This window comes from Corynebacterium kozikiae, from assembly GCF_024580965.1.
GTDB lineage: Bacteria > Actinomycetota > Actinomycetes > Mycobacteriales > Mycobacteriaceae > Corynebacterium > Corynebacterium kozikiae.
Genome location: NZ_JANIKJ010000015.1, coordinates 1 through 17,859 on the forward strand (window position 1 = coordinate 1; position 17,859 = coordinate 17,859).

14 protein-coding genes and 1 tRNA gene are annotated in these 17,859 nt (G+C 56.2%); 7 read left to right on the forward strand and 8 right to left on the reverse strand.

Going from position 1 to position 17,859, the window contains the following annotated elements; translation table 11 throughout:
• Positions 1-707: 707 nt before the first annotated feature.
• The 5 genes from NQ018_RS08805 to secA2 form a co-directional block, all read right to left on the reverse strand.
• Positions 708-1,268 (reverse strand): MerR family transcriptional regulator, encoded by a 561-nt coding sequence (locus NQ018_RS08805; protein WP_306429010.1) that lies wholly within the window; start codon positions 1,266-1,268, stop codon positions 708-710.
• 151 nt (positions 1,269-1,419) lie between these two features.
• Positions 1,420-2,079 (reverse strand): bifunctional nuclease family protein, encoded by a 660-nt coding sequence (locus NQ018_RS08810; protein WP_257060429.1) that lies wholly within the window; start codon positions 2,077-2,079, stop codon positions 1,420-1,422.
• Positions 2,080-2,262: 183 nt separating this feature from the next.
• Positions 2,263-3,027, reverse strand: coding sequence for a transcriptional regulator FtsR (gene ftsR, locus NQ018_RS08815; RefSeq protein WP_257060430.1), 765 nt, complete (start codon positions 3,025-3,027; stop codon positions 2,263-2,265).
• A 47-nt stretch (positions 3,028-3,074) separates the two neighbouring features.
• Positions 3,075-3,506, reverse strand: coding sequence for an oxoglutarate dehydrogenase inhibitor Odhl (gene odhI / locus NQ018_RS08820; RefSeq protein ID WP_257038152.1), 432 nt, complete (start codon positions 3,504-3,506; stop codon positions 3,075-3,077).
• A 382-nt stretch (positions 3,507-3,888) separates the two neighbouring features.
• Positions 3,889-6,237: an accessory Sec system translocase SecA2 gene (gene secA2 / locus NQ018_RS08825; RefSeq protein WP_257060431.1), complete on the reverse strand. Its 2,349-nt coding sequence runs from the start codon at positions 6,235-6,237 to the stop codon at positions 3,889-3,891.
• 360 nt (positions 6,238-6,597) lie between these two features.
• On the opposite strand from secA2, the gene NQ018_RS08830 reads away from it, so the two are divergent.
• The 3 genes from NQ018_RS08830 (at position 6,598) to NQ018_RS08840 (ending at position 8,342) form a co-directional block, all read left to right on the forward strand.
• On the forward strand, positions 6,598-7,764 hold the full coding sequence (locus NQ018_RS08830) for a bifunctional alpha/beta hydrolase/OsmC family protein (RefSeq protein ID WP_257060439.1): 1,167 nt from the start codon (positions 6,598-6,600) through the stop codon (positions 7,762-7,764).
• A gap of 9 nt (positions 7,765-7,773) precedes the next feature.
• On the forward strand, positions 7,774-8,181 hold the full coding sequence (locus NQ018_RS08835) for a YchJ family protein (RefSeq protein WP_257060441.1): 408 nt from the start codon (positions 7,774-7,776) through the stop codon (positions 8,179-8,181).
• Positions 8,182-8,265: 84 nt separating this feature from the next.
• Positions 8,266-8,342, forward strand: a tRNA-Pro gene (locus NQ018_RS08840).
• Between the two features lie 57 nt (positions 8,343-8,399).
• On the opposite strand, the gene NQ018_RS08845 is transcribed toward NQ018_RS08840, so the two are convergent.
• On the reverse strand, positions 8,400-8,747 hold the full coding sequence (locus NQ018_RS08845; protein WP_257060442.1) for a PIN domain-containing protein: 348 nt from the start codon (positions 8,745-8,747) through the stop codon (positions 8,400-8,402).
• Positions 8,744-9,193, reverse strand: coding sequence for a helix-turn-helix domain-containing protein (locus NQ018_RS08850; protein ID WP_257060443.1), 450 nt, complete (start codon positions 9,191-9,193; stop codon positions 8,744-8,746). The genes NQ018_RS08845 and NQ018_RS08850 overlap by 4 nt, the downstream gene beginning before the upstream one ends.
• 854 nt (positions 9,194-10,047) lie before the next feature.
• Between NQ018_RS08850 and NQ018_RS08855 the strand changes: the two genes are divergently transcribed.
• Positions 10,048-10,377 (forward strand): hypothetical protein, encoded by a 330-nt coding sequence (locus tag NQ018_RS08855; protein ID WP_257060444.1) that lies wholly within the window; start codon positions 10,048-10,050, stop codon positions 10,375-10,377.
• A gap of 150 nt (positions 10,378-10,527) precedes the next feature.
• Here NQ018_RS08855 and NQ018_RS08860 read toward each other — a convergent pair whose 3' ends face one another.
• The gene (locus NQ018_RS08860) at positions 10,528-11,025 is read right to left on the reverse strand and encodes a hypothetical protein (protein ID WP_257060445.1); all 498 of its coding nucleotides are present in this window, start codon (positions 11,023-11,025) and stop codon (positions 10,528-10,530) included.
• A gap of 495 nt (positions 11,026-11,520) precedes the next feature.
• On the opposite strand from NQ018_RS08860, the gene NQ018_RS08865 reads away from it, so the two are divergent.
• Genes NQ018_RS08865 through NQ018_RS08875 form a run of 3 tightly spaced genes read left to right on the forward strand, consistent with a single transcriptional unit; the run spans position 11,521 to position 17,837 of the window.
• On the forward strand, positions 11,521-13,479 hold the full coding sequence (locus NQ018_RS08865) for a type I restriction-modification system subunit M (RefSeq protein ID WP_257060446.1): 1,959 nt from the start codon (positions 11,521-11,523) through the stop codon (positions 13,477-13,479).
• The gene (locus NQ018_RS08870) at positions 13,479-14,711 is read left to right on the forward strand and encodes a restriction endonuclease subunit S (RefSeq protein WP_257060448.1); all 1,233 of its coding nucleotides are present in this window, start codon (positions 13,479-13,481) and stop codon (positions 14,709-14,711) included. The genes NQ018_RS08865 and NQ018_RS08870 overlap by 1 nt, the downstream gene beginning before the upstream one ends.
• Positions 14,712-14,714: 3 nt before the next feature.
• Positions 14,715-17,837: a type I restriction endonuclease subunit R gene (locus NQ018_RS08875; protein ID WP_257060450.1), complete on the forward strand. Its 3,123-nt coding sequence runs from the start codon at positions 14,715-14,717 to the stop codon at positions 17,835-17,837.
• Positions 17,838-17,859: the final 22 nt, after the last annotated feature.

Consider the following 17,859-nt stretch of genomic DNA (forward strand, 5'->3'; position numbering starts at 1 on the left):
AGATTCTCCGCCAGAATACGATCCTCAACCAAGCGGACCACACGGTCCTTCGCATCCTGATCAAACTTCTTTGGCATGTTCCAGATTTTCCCATCTACTCAAACGGAACAAAACCCGGGACACTTCACCACCGGGGTGTTTGACCGGGTACGTACCTTCCGGTTGCAAAGATGAACCTTTCACAAGAAAACGAGAATTCAGCTTGCTTTTCCACAGTGTTTGCTGTGGATTGAGGTGCTACCAAGAGGGCACCGGCCAACAAGGCACTGGCACCAATCACACCGAGCTTTTTCATTCAGCTACCTTTCCAAATGAGGGACAATGATCGCCCAACTCCCCTATCGGGAGCCTGGGATGAGCAGAGGGTGAGAGGGCAAGGATTTCAAATCCTGCACAAAAATTAGGGAGCATCCAGCACATGGTTCAAATGGAGGAAACGCAACCAATCCCTGGGCTTTCATGAGAATCGGAACAAAACCCACAAAACCAAATATGGAAATCCGTTTAGCTCTTCGGAAACCAAATCAGTAGCCCCCTCGGCACCGACGTCCCAAACACAAACCCAAAAAAGAGGGGCTCCGCGCCTCTCAATAGGGGGTGTACTGAAAACTACCCCCGTTACCGAGCCAACGCACACCCAATTGGGGAGCAACGCAAAAAGGGCCCTCCGTGTTGCAGCTCGGAGGGCCCGATTCTTTACCGTAAAACTAGGAGCTCTTGCGCCTGCGCCTTGCGGCGAGCTCATCCATAGCGATCACCTGCGGACCATCAAGGTCCTCCTCAATCCGCTCGGATGGGAAGGAGGAAATGGTGCCGGTGAGTTCGCGCATAATGCCTGGCACCGCGATGCCAAACACGCCCTGGCCGTCACCCAGGAGGTCAAATACTTCTTCCGCAGAACGGCATTCGTACACCGTCTTGCCATCGGAAACCAATGTGATCTCCGCGAGGTCGTTCACGCCAAGGTCACGCAGCTTCTCTACGGCGAGGCGAATGTTCTGCAAAGAAATACCGGTGTCCAAGAGTCGCTTGACGATCTTCAGCACCAGGATGTCCTTGAAGGAGTACAAACGCTGGGAGCCGGAACCGTGAGCACCGCGGATGGATGGCACAACGAGCTTAGTGCGTGCCCAGTAGTCAAGCTGACGGTAGGTGATGCCTGCAACCTGGCAAGCAATAGGAACGCGGTAGCCCACTTCCTCGTCTGGCCCCACGTCAAACAGGGTGTCTTGCACACCCATCTCCTCAGGCTTGATCTCCAGAGACATGCCTTGCTCCTCGCGGTACTGTGAAAATCTTCGTTGAAGCGCTCGCAGTTGATGAAAACCGATGCTTCATATTCTTTAGCAAGGTTAGAACAGGGTCAAGGGTTTCCCTCACGACACGCCCATAACTTAAACCTCAAGTTGAAGTTTAAACCTAAATTGCACCATTGTCATCTTCAGTCCCATCGGCCCCATCAGTCTCATCAGTCACATCTGTTTCACCGAAACTGAAGGCGTCATCCTCCACATCCAACGAGAGGTCGTCCTCCGAGATCCCGAGCTCCGCCATTAAGGCAGAAAAATCTGCATCCGCCTGCGCATCGCCTGAAGCAGACGCTGCGCCCGCACCGCCGACGTCGGCAGGCTCCTCCTCACGAGGCAGCGGCCCGAGCTGGAGGTAGGTGCGCAGGTCTTCGTCGTTCATGAAGATGCTGGCCTGATTGAGAACTTCCTCCTCGGCGAGGATTGGTACGCCGACTTTGAGGGCGAGCAGCGTTGCGTCGGAGGGGCGGGCGTCCATCTCAAAGCCGTCCTCGAACTCCAAGGTGGCAGTGAACTCGCCGTTGAAGTAGGTGGAGATCACTACTTGGCTTAGTTCGCGGCCGGACATTGCGAGCACTTCCATCAGGAGGTCAATTGCGGTTGGCCTGCGTCCCTCCTGCTCATTGACGTGCTGGAGGTGCGCCCAGCCTGCATCGTCCTCCACCCAAATTGGCAGCACCCGGCCGCGCGCGGGCCACCAGAACACCAGGCAGGGGAAGTGTTCTGGGCCCAGACCGATCGGGCCTTGGTAACTCAATTCGTGCTGGGCCATGTGTTTCCTTCCCTTAAGGATGTCTTGTGGAATTGGCTAGTCCCCCACGTTACCCCTGAAACGTTGAAAACCCCGCACCACTGCGCAACCGGTGAACGGGCCCCAAAGTCACGGGGGCCAATGGCAGCTAGTGTGCGGGGCGCTCTCGCATCAACTGCAACAACGCTTGATACAAGAAATGGGCTAAGAACCCAGTTCGTCTTTGAGCTCGGCCTTGAGCAGATTTGCATGCAGTGACACCATCAGTGCGCTCACTTGCTGGGAAAGCTCGCGGGCCTCGTGCTTTGCACCTTCACCCTTTTGGTGCGCCAATGGCTTGACCGCGCGGGTAACCAAGTCTGCCTGGCGGGCTGCTGTGTTGCGCAGGTTCTTCAAGTGGCGGGTATCGATGCCAAATGCTTCAAGCTGCACTGCCAAAGCGGCGGTTTGGGCGTCTTCGGCGTCGAAGTACCCGGAGGCGTCTGCGTCAATCACCCCACCTTTAGCCAGCGCTCGAACCTGCTCAACCGTGATCTCGGCGCGTGCTGCCAAGTCAGCTTCGCTGAGTCGCGTTGCCCCGGCGGTGCCGCGGAACTTTTCCGGGCTTACCACTGGTGCACTTGGTTCAACCTGCGGCGTGATGGCGGTGACAAGGCCGGAGTCCATTGCCTCCAGTTGCTCACGGATCACTTTCAGCGGCAGGTAGGCGTCACGTTGGGTGGTGAGGATGAAGCGGAGCCGGTCAACGTCAGCCTGGGTGAAACGGCGGTAGCCACTCGCCGTGCGTTGTGGGGAGATGAGTCCTTCAGATTCCAGGAAGCGGATTTTAGAAACGGTGACGTCGGGAAACTCGGCAGTGAGCTGCTGCAGTACCACTCCAATGGCCATGGTCTTTGGAGCTTTCGCCGGAATTACTGCGCGCGAAGCGCCAGCCGAAGCTGGTGTTGCTTTCTGAGGTACTGCGCCCATCTACTTCTTTCCCTTGTCCCTACAACTACTTCCTACAACCGCGTTCTTTAGGCTGCTGGGCCCGCCAGGAACACCAGGCGGAACTTGCCAATCTGAACCTCGTCACCGGTGGACAGCGGAGAGGAGTTACGTGGCTCGCGGTTCACATAGGTTCCATTGAGGCTTCCCACGTCCACTACCTCAAACTGGCCGTCGTTGATGCGGAACTCTGCGTGGCGGCGGGACACGGTGACGTCATCCAAGAAGATGTCCGAGTCTGGGTGGCGGCCAGCGGTGGTGGTTTCACGATCCAACAGGAAGCGTGCACCAGCGTTTGGCCCACGCTTTACCACGAGCATGCCTGCACCTGCTGGTGGGGTGACATCAGTGCCAGACGCTGGGGACGCGCTTGCACCGGACTCCATTTCCTTAAGCAGGTCTGCGCGGAACACAGAGGTGGTTTCCACCTGCATATCTGGAGTCACGTTGTTGTCACTCATTGTTCAACCTCCAAGTTGATTGCTCATGGCATCCAATCGCCTCTGATTGCACGCACTGATTCAATGCTTCATATCTTAGCCAGCTTCCCCCTACACTACGCCAACCTAAACAAAATCGTGGGGCACCCGAACGCTGTGGCCATGCCCTCACCTGGAAGGATATGGGCTCGCTGAGAATTGAAAACGCGGCCACATTGTTCAGACATAGTTCAACCGCCGCAATACACCTGCAATCCACCTCAGCGCGGGCAACAGAGCCTAGGCAGGTGGCCGGCTCAAGAATGTGTGGGGAAGTTCCCTCAAACTTCACCCACGCAGGCGCGCCGCGCTCGGTTTCAAGCACCGCGCACAAGCAGCAGCTTCCGACGCTCCCCTCTCCCGTTTAACGGAATATGTTGCCAATCCCCCGAAGCACGCCGTTGCCGGAGTTTTGGAGCGGGTTATCGGACACCATGTACGTCCAGGTGGCGGAGGGGCGTATCAGGCCGGCATCCTCAAGGTGCGCGCCTGCGGCGTCAATAGCAACCGTTCCAAACGTTTCCACGGCCTCATCCACAGCCCGCTGCGCCAATTCTTTGAACTCGCGCACGGCGATGCGGTGGAACTCGTCAATCGGGGTTTCCCTCGCAATGGCGCGCAGGTGGATGGACTCACGGACGTCATCCATGAGGGCTAGGTGCTCACTCCAGGCGTTGTCCAAGTGAAACAGCATGATTTCTCGCGCCGCCTGCTCCAACACCTCGCCAGGAACCTCGCCCTGCAACTGCTCAGCCCGCTGCGGGTTCGCCGCAGCCAGCTCCTGCCAAGCTTGGTTACTCTCCAAGATGTTCTTGCGGCGTTCCACAATGATTTCGCGCTGGTCCGCCAGCAGTTGGTTGTACTTCCACGTCTGGGCGTGGATTTCCAACAGCTCACCTTCGGTGACGCGCTGGCAGTGCCCAATAAAGTTTTCCACCTTCTTGGATTGGATCAGCCCGGTGGCGTCTGGGGTTGCCCCGATCTCTGCGCCGTCGCCGCCCGCTAGCAGCAGATCATCCTCTAGGGACACGTAGAACTGTGACATTCCGGGGTCACCTTGGCGCCCTGCACGCCCGCGGAGTTGGTTGTCCAGGCGCTGCGTGCGGTATCGGCTGGAGCCAATAACCGCCAGCCCACCGGCTGCTACAACTTCCTCATAGTTTGCGCCGTCCACCCCACCGAGGCGAATGTCGGTGCCACGTCCGGCCATCTGCGTAGACACCGTGACCTGCCCGAGCCCGCCTGCTTGGGCGATGATTGCAGCTTCGTGCGCATCGTTCTTCGCATTGAGCACCGCCGCCTGGATCCCTTGTTCCTCAAGTGCCTGCGCCAGGGCTTCGGATTCGGCGACGTCCTGGGTGCCCACGAGCACGGGCTGCCCGGTGGCGTGGATCGCAGCAATATCGGAAACAATCGCTTGGAACTTCTCCGTGGCGGTGGCGTAGACGCGGTCCGCGTAGTCATTGCGAATGTTGGGCACGTTGGGTTCGATTAGGGAAATGTGCAGGTTGTAAAACTGGCGCAGTTGGTCGGTGGCTTCAACGGCGGTGCCGGTCATGCCGCACACCAGCGGGTAACGCCCCATGAGCGCCTGGATGGTGATGGTGTCTAGGATCTTGCCTCCCTCGGTTACAGCGAGGCCCTCTTTCGCTTCCACCGCAGCCTGCACACCGTCGGGCCAGCGCTGCAGTTGCGCTACGCGGCCTTTGGAGGCGTCAATGAGCGCCACTTTGCCTTCGCGGACAATGTAGTGGACATCTCGGTGGACCAGCGCGTGTGCATGCAGCGCCAGGTTCACCTGAACTAGGGTGCTGCCCACATGCTCTGAGTCGTAGAGGCTGTGAATCCCCAGCGCCTGCTCCACGGCGTGGGCGCCTGCCTCGGTGAGGTGTGCGGTGCGGGCGTCGTCGCTTACGGTGAAGTGCTCTTTTTCCTTGAGCCGCCGCACTACCTGCGTGATCCTGCCGCGTGGCGCCTCGCCCGGTGCGCTGCCGGCGAGGACCAGGGGCACCAGCGCTTCGTCGATAAGCACGGAGTCGGCCTCGTCCACAATCGCCACGTCAGGCGCGGCAACTACGGCGTCCTCACTGCGGGTGATCAGTTGGTCGCGCAGCACATCAAAGCCCAGCTCGTTGACGGGGCCGTACACAACGTTTGCAAGGTACGCTTGCCGACGCTCCCCCGGCCCCATTTCCTCAGCGATGTGGGAGGAGCTCAAGCCGAAGAACTCCACGAGCGGGCGCATCCACTCCTGGTCACGCCCGGCCAAGTATTCATTCACGGTGACCACGTGCACCCGCTTACCCAGCAGCCCAAACCCCGTTGCTGCCATGGCGCCCACCAGGGTTTTGCCCTCGCCGGTAGCCATTTGGATCACGTCGCCTTCTAGCAGGCGCAGGACTGCCTGCAACTGCACGGGGAACGGGCGCAAACCTAGCGTGCGCTCGGAGGCCACCTGGAGGCCTGCTAGGAATGTCTCGGGGTCCGCGAGGCGCGGGGGATTACTCTTGCCGGACGCGCCCTTCCCAGACGTGCCCTTGACTACCGCGCCCTTGCCAGCGGCACTCATCACGAGCTCGCGCAGGGCGGCGTCATCGAGATGGGCGAGTTCTCCCGCCTTCTGCCCTGCCCGTTCTACAATGCCGAGGCTGCGTTTTTGGTTGCGCCCGGATTTGCCATCAAGGGCGTTCCAAAACCATTTCAAACCAGCCACGGTGTATCACTTCTTCCTGCAAATCGTCTGGCAGCAGTACCTTTGTGCAAGCTTTGCGCACTGAAATCTGGGTGTGGGCACTCGCGGAAAAACGCCGCTTAGGTGACCTAGATTTCAAAGGGGTGCGCTGTTTAAGCAAACTGACACCCACTTTAGCGGTGCTGCCGTAGTTTACGGCACAGCATTGCTCTACTCTGTGCTCTAGTACGTTGCTCACATACGTTGCTTCCGTGTGTTATTGCCGTGTGCTTTTGCCGTGTGAAGAGCAACGGGCAATTGCAGCTTTCCAACCCAACGCGATCTTCCTCCCCAACCCCAACCCCACCCGAGACCCAGAACCTGAGAAAGGTAAACCGCCCAGTGCATTCCGTGAACGTGAAGGTGCCCTCCTCCAAGGGCTACCAGATGGCCGGCACAATTGACATGCCAGATTCCACGCCCACCGCCTTCGCAATGTTTGCGCACTGCTTTACGGGTTCGCGGTTTACACCTGCGGCTTCGCGTGCATCAAAGGAGCTCGCGGAGCACGGCATCGCGTGTTTGCGCTTCGACTTCCCTGGGCTTGGCCAATCCGAGGGCAACTTCCACGAGACCTCCTTTAGTGAGAACGTGGAAGACATCAAGGCGGCCTACCAGTGGATGAGCGAACACTACAGCGCCCCTCAGTTACTGATTGGCCACTCGCTTGGCGGCGCGGCAGCACTGAAGGCGGCAACCCAACTCAAGAAGCTCCGCGCGGTGGCCACCATTGGCGCGCCTTTCGATCCAGCCCACGCCGTTCTCCACTTCGCCGACCGCATCTCCGAGGTAGATGAAACCGGCGCCGTCACCCTCACCCTCGGCGGGCGTGACATCACCATTTCCCGCGAGTTCCTGGAGGACCTCGCCGAAACCAACCCCGAGGAATACCTCCCCAAACTGCGCAAGCCGCTGCTGATCCTGCACTCCCCGATTGACCAAACCGTAGGCGTAGAAAACGCGCAGCTCATCTACACCACCACACGCTTCCCCAAGTCCCTGGTTTCCCTGCACCAGGTTGATCACTTGGTGACCAAGCAGGGGGCGGCCCAGTTCGCCGCACGCCTCATTGTGGATTGGGTTGGCCAGCATCTGCGCCCCGAGGCCCAAGAGCTTGCCGAGCTTCCCGAACACGTTGCCGTAGCCAGCTCCACCCAGGCGGGCCGCTTTACGGACCTCGTCCACACCGGCACCAACACGCTGACCACCGACCGCGAAAAGTCCGCCGGTGGCAAAGGCCAGGGCATCTCCCCCACCGGCCTCATGCTTTCCGCTCTGGCAGCCGGCGTTTCCCAAACCGTGCGCATCGCAGCAAAAGACGCCAAAATCCACGAACTGGAGCACGTCCAAGCCACCGCAACCAAGCACGGCAGCCAGATCACTGTTGCGCTGCGCTTCACGGGCGCACTTACCGACGCCCACAAGGCCCAACTCCTCGACGCCGCACGGGAGCACGAGATCGCAGCGCTCATCCCTGATGCCCGCATCATCGAAGACGCGGAAGCGTAGGGGCAGGCAATGACTGCTGGGTACCCATTGGATGCACCCTGCCCATGCGGCCAAGGACACCAGGGCCGAGAAGGTGCGCTGAGCTTTGGCAACTGCTGCGAGCCTCTGCTTTCCGGCGCTAAGGATGCACCAACCGCGCGGGCGCTCATGCAGTCGCGCTACACGGCCTTCGTGCTCGAGGATTCCGAGTACCTCATGCGTAGCTGGCACCCAAGGACCAGACCAGCGTCCTTGGACCTTTCCCCGGACATGCAGTGGCTGGGATTGGAGATTCTGCAAACCACTGGAGGCACGATGTTTTCCGCGGAAGGCACGGTGGAGTTCAATGCCTACTACGAAGGCGGCGTGCAACACGAGCACTCCACGTTCAGCCGGGTGGATGGCCGCTGGGTGTACGTGGACGCTTTGCCTTCCTAAACTGCCCTGGCCTGCCAATTTCCCCGGAATGCTCACACTGGTGTAACCTGATCGGTGTTGCCCAATTGGGCGGCAAGCAGTAATCGGGCTGTGGCGCAGTTTGGTAGCGCACCACACTGGGGGTGTGGGGGTCGCAGGTTCAAATCCTGTCAGTCCGACCAAGTAAGAGCCCACCGCTTCGGCGGTGGGTTTTTTTGCTGTGCAGGGGCTGCGGCTGATTATTGCGCTCCGAGAAACCAGTTTGGTGTATCAGAAGCCTCTCCGAGGTCCGCCGCAGCAAGAACATGACGGTCATCAGGATCCGGCAAAGACAATGACTCAATTAAATCTTCATACCCAGTCACCAGACAATCATCCACAGCCTGACACATCAGCTCTCTGGTTCGGCGCAGTTTACTGGGGTCAAGATCTGGCCGGTTGGCCTGGAGATTGCGAAAGACCTCATCCAAGATGTCCTCGGTCCACCGGGCTTGGTAAATATCTGTGCCTGCCAATCTGATCAGGATGTCGCGTAACATAGTGGGATACAGCACGTTGGCGTCGTAGACAACGGTAAAGCCGCTCACTCGTACAGCCCCATCTCCTCGGTCAGGGCAGTGAGATTATCTGCAGCTGTGCGGGTGTCAATATCTCGTTGGTGTTTGTAGGCCTGCACGTCGGCCGCATAGATACGCCGATGCGTGCCAACCTTATGTCCGGGCAAGATGCCGTCATCCATTAATTTAATGACATGCGGACGAGAGACATTAAGCAAGTTAGCTGCTTGCTGGGTGGTTAGCTCGGCCCGCATAGGGATCACGCCTACCGATCTGCCGGCTGCAGAATTAACCAGGATCTCCCGGAGTACTTTGGCTACTTCTCGAGGTAGACGGATAACTTGATCGGAGTCCTCCACAACGACCTTGACGTCCTTATTCGTAGATGTATCGCTCAGGACGCGGTTAATTTTCTGCAAAGCCTTACGGGCTGTGGCCGCTGTGCTGGCGAGTTCATTGTCCTGTAGGTGTGACATGCCACCACATTACCGAATAAACGAAACAAACGAAACATGTGCCATGTAAAGATCCCAAAAGGTATGCCTCAACGTAACCAGATGTGGCAGGCACTCTCCACCAAGGCCCCCGGCGGGCAAGGATGGCCTTCTCAGGTTCGACCTGGTTATTACCTCAACTAAGGGCGTTGAACGCCATCACCTGTTCCCCAAGGCTTATCTGTCGAAAAAGCTGGGCGTCTCTGATCCCAAGAAGATCAACTAGATCGCCAACATGGCACCGGTCGCTTCAAGTGGAAACCGAGTACCATCTCACCGAGCCCATCAACACAGGGTCGTAAAAGAAGCGGAACTAAACCCAGGACGCTTCAGTCCGTAACAAAGGACGGTTTTGCTTTCAAATCACTCCCTGGACACTTTGAGGGCGCAGGACGCACTATTAGCTTCCAATTTTACAATGCTCCTGCATGGGGCATGCGAGGAGAGAATCAGATTTTTATGGAGGTTCGAGAATGGGGACCCCCTACGGGAGCATCGAAACTCGGACCCCTGAATTCCGAAACTCTTGCTAATTATGTATGGTCCAGCCTTGCTAGAAATCTACGCGGAAGAATCGTCAATTCATCTGTAGACTACCTCACAAGTGATAAATACATCCGTTCAGCAAGGACCATGTCCTCACAAAAACCCGTCGGCACATCTCCCGAATCTGAGTACATTGATGCATATCAGCTTGCAGCAGAATGGAACCAAGGCGAGTTTCCGCTAGTTGATTTGAATAACCCAATTTCCCTAGAGGGCATTCCAAAAAACTGTGCTTCTTCAACTGCAACAAGAACAAGCTAATCGATATTCATCCACCCCTAGGAGAACCAGTGATACTAGTCGCCGTTCCCGCCCTGATGGCAGGGATCATTTGGGGCCTCATTACAGGAATCATCTTTACCGTAATAAACCACCGCCGTCACCTTGGCGAGAATAAAAAGACACTAAACTCCAAAGTGAAGCTCGGTGCTTTTAGTTTATTTTGTTCCATTGTATTTTTTATATGGATTAGGCCAGGAGGGTTTGAAACCTACTTATTAACCGCAGCGCTTGTATCCCTCATTTTCGGCGCGGGAACATTTATTTCAGCAAAGACCATAGTGTCAATATGGGATCCGGAAAAATTTCCACCACCAGGGGATAATAAACCATCCAATTGAGTCAGCATATGATTAGCGAAATAGGTGAGCTTCTCGAAGATGCTCAGCGGTCCGGCTTAGCCACAAGCGAATTAGAGCTCGGATAAGCACCCAGCCCTTCCGCCTCCTTGGGGTGTACTTAATACGACGTATACTTCCCCGCCATCGGCCTTACCTCTCCCTCAATCGGGTCAGCACATGGATCTGCAGCAGGACCGGATAGAGGTGGCAGACGACCCCGACCGTCAGGAGAGGCAAAAGGGACACCCATCCACCGGCCACGCTGGCCCAGACCGCGGTAACTGCATGGAGCAGGAACGCCCATGCATGGCCGGCCGCCGCCGCCATCACGGGTCTCGACTCCCTGTCCTTCATCGCCCCGGATGCCTCATCTCTCCGCAGGGAGAAAATAAGCCTGTTCCACCCAATCCATGAGAGAAAGGCATTGAATAGTTCCACTCCCCATCGGCGACTGGCGTCTCGCGAGAGAGAAAGACGATCCCACTGGGAGCTCGGGATATGGCGCTCCAGCGAGTCGCCGACAAAGGGGGCGAGCCCCAAGCCCAGGAGAGTTGTTGTGATAACGAAGCCCACCGAGGCCACGCCCGTCGCATTAGCCACGATCACGAGGCCCAGTACCGCAGCGACCGTCAGAAGCAGAGCGACCATACAGATTCACCACCCCGGGACGCTACTTGGCCCTTCTGGCCCCCGCTCTCTTCCGTAAAACCGCGTCTCCAAGCGCACCCAAAGAAACGAACATGCACACTACTTCTCATGCGGTAAACCCTTCGACTCCTCAACTAGACCTTCTTTCCACCCTCGCGGAGGAGGCCACGAAACTCCCCACTCAGCTAACTGGTTTTTTGTCCACAATACCGAGACTCTCTAGGGCTAGTTCCCCTGTCGAACTCGAGACCCACCTTGTCAATTCTGACATCTACTTCTCCAGAGTATTGTTTTCTGCCAAGCATCAAATTCAGACGCTCACTGTCCCACCGAACCAACAACCACCGCTCCGGCGCTGCTCCTGATCCTGTTGGGTTCCCCAACCGAAATAGTGTTCGCACAAACCGACTGCGTAGACCATGATTGTCAGTTGCGGCGGCTAAAGTAATGAGGTCATCAAAGAACACGTCCCTCAAACCATAAGGAATGATTGCTGTGGCTTCCTCCAACTCCATCTACCAGGCTGTATGGGGCACCGCGGACACCTACCTCCGCGGCACCGTTTCACGCCAAAGCTATGGCGATTACATCCTCCCGTTTACCGTGCTGCGGCGCATGGAGTGTGCGTTGAAGGGCACCAAAACCGCAGTCCTGGAGACCGTCAAAGAAGTAGAGCACATGCCTGACCACCTGGTGGACGCGATGGTTCTGGCTAAGCACAAGTTACCGTTCTATTCTTCTTCCCCGCTGTCTTTGGAGGTGATTGCCAACTCAGATGACAACGTGATGGCTGGCATGCTCGCATACCTGGATAGCTTCAATGAGACTGTCCGTGATGTGTGGAAGGCGTTCAAGTTCCCGGAACTCTTGCAGACGTTAGAGGAAGGCAATGTTCTGTGGGGCGTGGTGGCTCACTTTGCTGGCATTGACTTGTCAAACGAAGCCTTAGCTAAGGGCAATGAGCAGAGCGCAGAAAACGCCATGGGGGACCTGTTCGAGGAACTCATGTACCGCTCTTTCTCCGAAAACGGGCAGGTAGCCGGTGAATACTACACTTCGCGTGAGATCATCCGCTTGATGGTGGATGTGCTGCTCAACTCCGACGATGACGGCCTCCAGGGCAAAGCTCCGGCACGAACTGTGTACGACCCAGCCGCCGGAACCTGCGGCATGTTGCTGGTAGCCAAAAATGCGATGGAAGAACTGAATGGCAACATTCAGGTTGGTCTGTTTGGCCAAGAGATCATGCCGAAGTCTTTTGCACTTGGCCGCTCTGACCTAGTGGTATCCGGCGTTGATCCCAACGCCCTTCAGTTTGGCGACACCCTGGTCAATGACCGCTACGAGGGCCAACAGTTCGATTACGTGCTCTCCAACCCGCCTTATGGCTCTGATTGGAAGAAATCGAAAAACGCGGTAATCGCCGAGGCAAATCGCGAGGGATCCCGTTTTTCTCACGGCCTGCCACCGGTATCTGATGGGCAGATGCTGTTCCTCTGCCACGTAGTAGACAAGCTCAAGGACGCTGAAGAAGGTACTACAAAGGGTGGCCGTGGCGGTGTTGTTACCAACGGTTCCCCACTGTTCACCGGAGCTGCTGGTTCAGGGGCAGACCAGATTCGCCAATGGCTGATCGAGGAAGATTTCCTTGATGCAATCATCGCTCTGCCAACGGACATGTTCCACAACACCGGCATTGCCACCTATATCTGGATCGTGGATAAGAACAAGGAGCCACGGCGTAGAGGCAAGATTCAGCTCATCGACGCAACCGCACAGTGGACTCCAATGCGCAAGTCCATGGGCAATAAGCGCCGCTACTTCTCCGAGGAAGACCGCGCAGCGATTTCAACTCTGTACGCGCAGTTCGATCAGGCTGACCCAGAGCTTTCCAAAATTGTCACCGCGAAGGACCTCTCTTTCTATGACGTGCCAATGTTCCGGGTGAAGCACTACGCAACGCTTATTACCGACGACACCGTGCGAGCAGCTATGGAGCACAAGTCCGCCCTCACCGGACATGAAGCTGTGATTCGTTCATGTGAGGGCGTGGCATGGAATGATCTCCCCAACCACTTAAAGACCCAGGCAAAGGCCGCTGGCTTAAAGATGAGTGCAACCCTGCTCGCACACATCATGCAAGCTGTAGCAGTGGATGATGACACCGCGCCAGAAGCTATCGATCACAAAGGCAACCCAGTGATTGATGCAGGTTCAAAGATTGTGGAGCGCATACCACGAACTGAAAACATCGAAGAGCACATGGCGCGTGAGGTGTACCCCTTCGCCCCAGACCTTGTGTGGAACGAAGCCGATGTGAAGATCGGCTACGAAATCCCAATGACCCGACTGTTCTACAAGCCCGAAGAAACCGAAACGTTGGAAGAACTCGACCGAAAGATCGACGAAAAGCTGGCCTTGATCCAGAAGCTGTTGGCGGAGGTACAGAAATAATGGCTGCGTTTCCTATGGTGCCGGTGGGATTTGCAACAGAAGTAATGCTCGGAAAAATGGTCACAAATACGCCAAAGAATTCAAATGACGTTCTGCAACGGTACGTCCACGCCGCGAACATCCGAGACTATGGCATCCTCGACATGGAACACTCCGAGCGCGAAATGTGGTTCACAAAATCCGAAGCGTGCGCCCTTGACATTCGTGCTGGCGACTTGCTTTTAGCAGAAGGTGGAGCCAGCGGCAAGCCAGCCATTGCCCTAGAAGACTTAGAAAATTGCGGTTTTCAAAATTCCGTTCTCCGAGTCCGCAAGATTGACGGCTTAAGTGAGCCGAGATATCTACTTTATGTCTTCTTAAGTGCGTTTTTGGAAGGCAACTTTGCTCGCCTTATCAATACAGTATCTATTTCCCACTTGCCGGCAGAGAAACTATCAAGATTCCGGATTCCTCTCCCGGACATTGAAACGCAACGTCGTATCGCAAACTATCTCGACCATGAAACCAAACAGATCGACACCCTAGTGGCCGAGCTGGACGAGTATGTGGAGTTGTTGGAGAGCCGAAAATTAAGGTCAGTCACCCAAGCAGTGTCCCACGGCATCCCCGATTCAGAAACAATGGCTTCGCATCCGAAGGTGAAACTACATTTTTTCAGCAGGTTTGTTTCAGGCACTGGTTTTCCCATTGACGAGCAGGGAGTTACAGACCAACAGTATCCTTTTTACAAAGTTTCGTCCTTGTCCAAAGTGGCAGCAGACGGCTTGACTATCATAGACAAGGCTAATAGCGTTTCAGCCGAAAAAGCCAGGCAACTGAGTGCCACTTTAATTCCACCCGCCAGTGCGATCGTTGCGAAAATTGGCGAAGCTGTGCGCCTTAAGAAAGTCCGCATCAATCAATACACATGCTGCATTGACAACAACATGCTCGCATTAATTCCACGCCAGGATTCAATTTGCACCCGATTCTTCCCATACGCTTTGAGTATTTTGAATATCGACTTAATTCTAAATCCGGGGACTGTTCCGACGCTAAATATGTCTACGTTGCGGAACTACGGAATTCCCCTCCCCGACCTCGACACGCAGCATCGTATCGCGGACTTCCTCGATGAGGAGACGGCCAAAACTGACACCATCATCACCGAATGTATTGAGTTAAAGGAGCTTTTGCTCAAACGCCGTCAGGTGCTCATCACGGACGTAGTGACCGGAAAAGTGGAGGTCTAAAACATGACTGATTCACAAGTAGAAAAGGCAATGGCCAATTACCTTGAGAAAGGTTTTGAAGATACGATCGTCGCCGCGCTCCAGCAGGCAGGCTGGGTGCATGACGCATCTAATGCTGAATGGGATGTAGCCCGTGCGTTGCACGTCGGAGACGTTCTCTATTGGTTGCAAACCCAGTACCCCGAAGAATTTGAGAAGGCCGTCCCCGCGAAGCTTACCGGCACCGACCGGCAAGTGGCAGTAAACAAGCTGCTCGACCGCCTCGTTGAAAAACTGAACTCCACGCCAAAACTCACCGCACGGACCAAGAAGGTATCCGGTGGCCTCTTGGGGACCTTGCGGGACGGCTTCTCCCACTCCCAACGTGGACGGCAAAAGGCCAGCTTTGCCAATATGGTGCAGTTCTTTCCAGAGAACCCGCTGTACACAGATATCGCCGCGAAGGCCCGGATGAATCGCCTCCGTGTGATGCGTCAAGTGCGCTTTGATGTGAACTCCACCGAAACCCTCGACCTCGTGCTTACCGTCAACGGCGTCCCGGTAGTCACCATGGAGCTGAAAACGGACAACACCCAGGCCGTTACTGATGCCATCAAGCAATACCGGCAGAACCGTGTACCAAACAAGAACCGTCCACTGTTGATGCCAGGGCGCGCCCTCGTGCACTTCGCCGTTTCCAACCAAGAGGTCTACATGGCCACGGTGCTCGCCGGCGCAGATACCTTCTTCCTGCCTTTCAACAAAGGCAACGGATTCCACGCAGGCAACCCGGCAAACCCCGAAGGCTCCGATACCGCCTACCTATGGCAAGAAGTACTGGCACCAGAGTTATTCCTACGGATCCTTCGCGACTACGCACTATGGGAACCAGCCAAGAAAGGCAATGCAGGCCGCCTTGTCTTCCCTCGCTACCACCAGTTGCGGGCCTGCGAGCGCGTGCTCACAGACATGGCAACCAACGGTGTGGGTGGGCGCTACCTAATTCAGCACTCGGCTGGATCAGGCAAGACCAAAACGATTGCCTGGCTCGCCCATAGGGCAAACCGCGTGTGTAACACCGATGGCCAACCGCTGTTCAATTCCGTCATCGTGGTCACTGACCGAAGGGCGTTGGACGATAACGTCAAAGAAGGCCTCGACCTCATGCGGGCCTCCGAGGGCATGGTTGTGGCCGTGGACAATCAACTTGGTTCCAAATCCAAAAAGCTGGAAAAGGCGTTGTCAGAAGGTGGGCACATCATTTCGTGCACCATTCAAACCTTCCCAGCGCTGGCAAGGATTATGGAAACCAACGAAGCACTGGCGGGAAGAAAGTACTGCGTCATCATTGACGAAGCACACTCATCCCAGCACGGCGAAGCAGCAAAGAAGCTGCGTGAAACCCTAGTGACAGTTGAACAGCCAGGCAGCGAGGACGAGGACTTTAGTAGCGATGACATGCTCATGGCAGTAGATACCGCCGTGGCAAATTCCGCAAACATTTCCTTCATCGCACTCACAGCAACGCCGAAAGGCAAGACTCTGGCCACCTACGGTGTTCCCGACCCTCATGACAACACCAAGCATGCAGCCTTTGACGTCTACTCCATGAGCCAAGCCATCGAGGAGGGGTTCATTCTCGACGTCCTAGCTAACTACTCCACCTACGCCATGTTCGCCCGAATCAAAGATGAACTGGGCCGCACCGAAATGGTGGACGAGTCCGCCGCGGTGGCTGACATGGTTCGTTTCGCTCGCCTGCACCCCACCTCCATTGCACAGAAGGTGGTAGTTGCCGTTGAACACTTCCGCCGCAATGTGATGTCCCACCTGGGCGGTACAGCAAAGGCAATGGTTGTTGCCGCAGACCGGCAAGCAGCACTCACCTGGCAATTGGAGATGAACAAGTACATTGCCAAGCAGGGCTACAAAAACATGACCACGCTTGTAGCTTTTTCTGGCTCCCTGGAAATGGGTGAGAACACCGTAACGGAATACTCGCTCAATGGCGTGACTGACACGGCAATGCACTTCCGGGAAAACGAGCATGCCAAAGTCCTCATTGTGGCCAACAAGTTCCAAACCGGTTTTGACGAGCCACGCCTGTGCGCCATGTACGTGGACAAAAAACTCTCTGGGGTGATGGCGGTGCAAACGCTTTCGCGCCTCAACCGGACGTTCCCTAAGAAGCCGGCTCCGATGGTGGTGGACTTCGTTAATGACCCGCAGGCGATCGTGAATTCCTTTAAGCCCTACTTCAATGAGGCTTTCATTCACACCGATATTCCGGCGAACGCACTCGATGACCTCGGCGAAGAGCTGGACGCAGCGGAGTTTTATACAGCCGAGGAACTGGACGCCGTTGCCGCCGCCTACATTAGTAACCAATCCGGCGAGACTATCCAAGGTACAATCTCCGCGATTCGAAGCAAGTGGAACGATCACATTCGGGACGCGCGTATTCGAGGTGACAAGGAAGCATTTGCCGAGGGCAAGGCGTTTCGCGCAAACTGCATCAAGTACACGAACGCTTGGGAGTTCTTGAGCCAGATCATTGACTATCAAGACCCCATGCTCCACAAGCGTGCAATTCTTTGTGCCTGGCTGGCCAAAGACCTCAACCTGGACCGCCAGGTTGATGATGATGACCTCACCACCGGGTTGGAAATCGTCGGTGTGGCTGTGGAAGAAAGGGAAACCGAAATAGACCTGGGCCTAGCGAAAGGCGATATTGACGGAACGATTGAACTCCCTGGCTTTGATGGTCAGCCAGTAGCAGAAAGCTCCCCGGTCAAGACAGCCTTCGATGCCGCGGTGGAAAAGGTCAATGAAATCCTCAGTGCTGCCGGTATCAGCGCGTCTGATGAAGCCAAGAAAGGTGCCATCCGCGCGTGCTACGGCAAACTTGTTGAGGACAAACAGATCCAAGACATGGCCGGTGAGAATGATGCCGACCAGCTCGCCGCCGCAGCTGGCTTCAAACAAAAAGGCCTCATGGCCATTCTGGGGTCTGCACAGGAATCCCAGGAGGTCTACTCTGCTTTGTCCTCGGACACGGAAAATGTGGAAGCGGTGCTCCAAGCCCTAGCTGGTCTGCTGGTTGCTGCCTCCCAAGACGCGCAGGTGAAAAAGGAGCTGGAAGGCTAGGCCCACCTCCCTCACCTTCCCC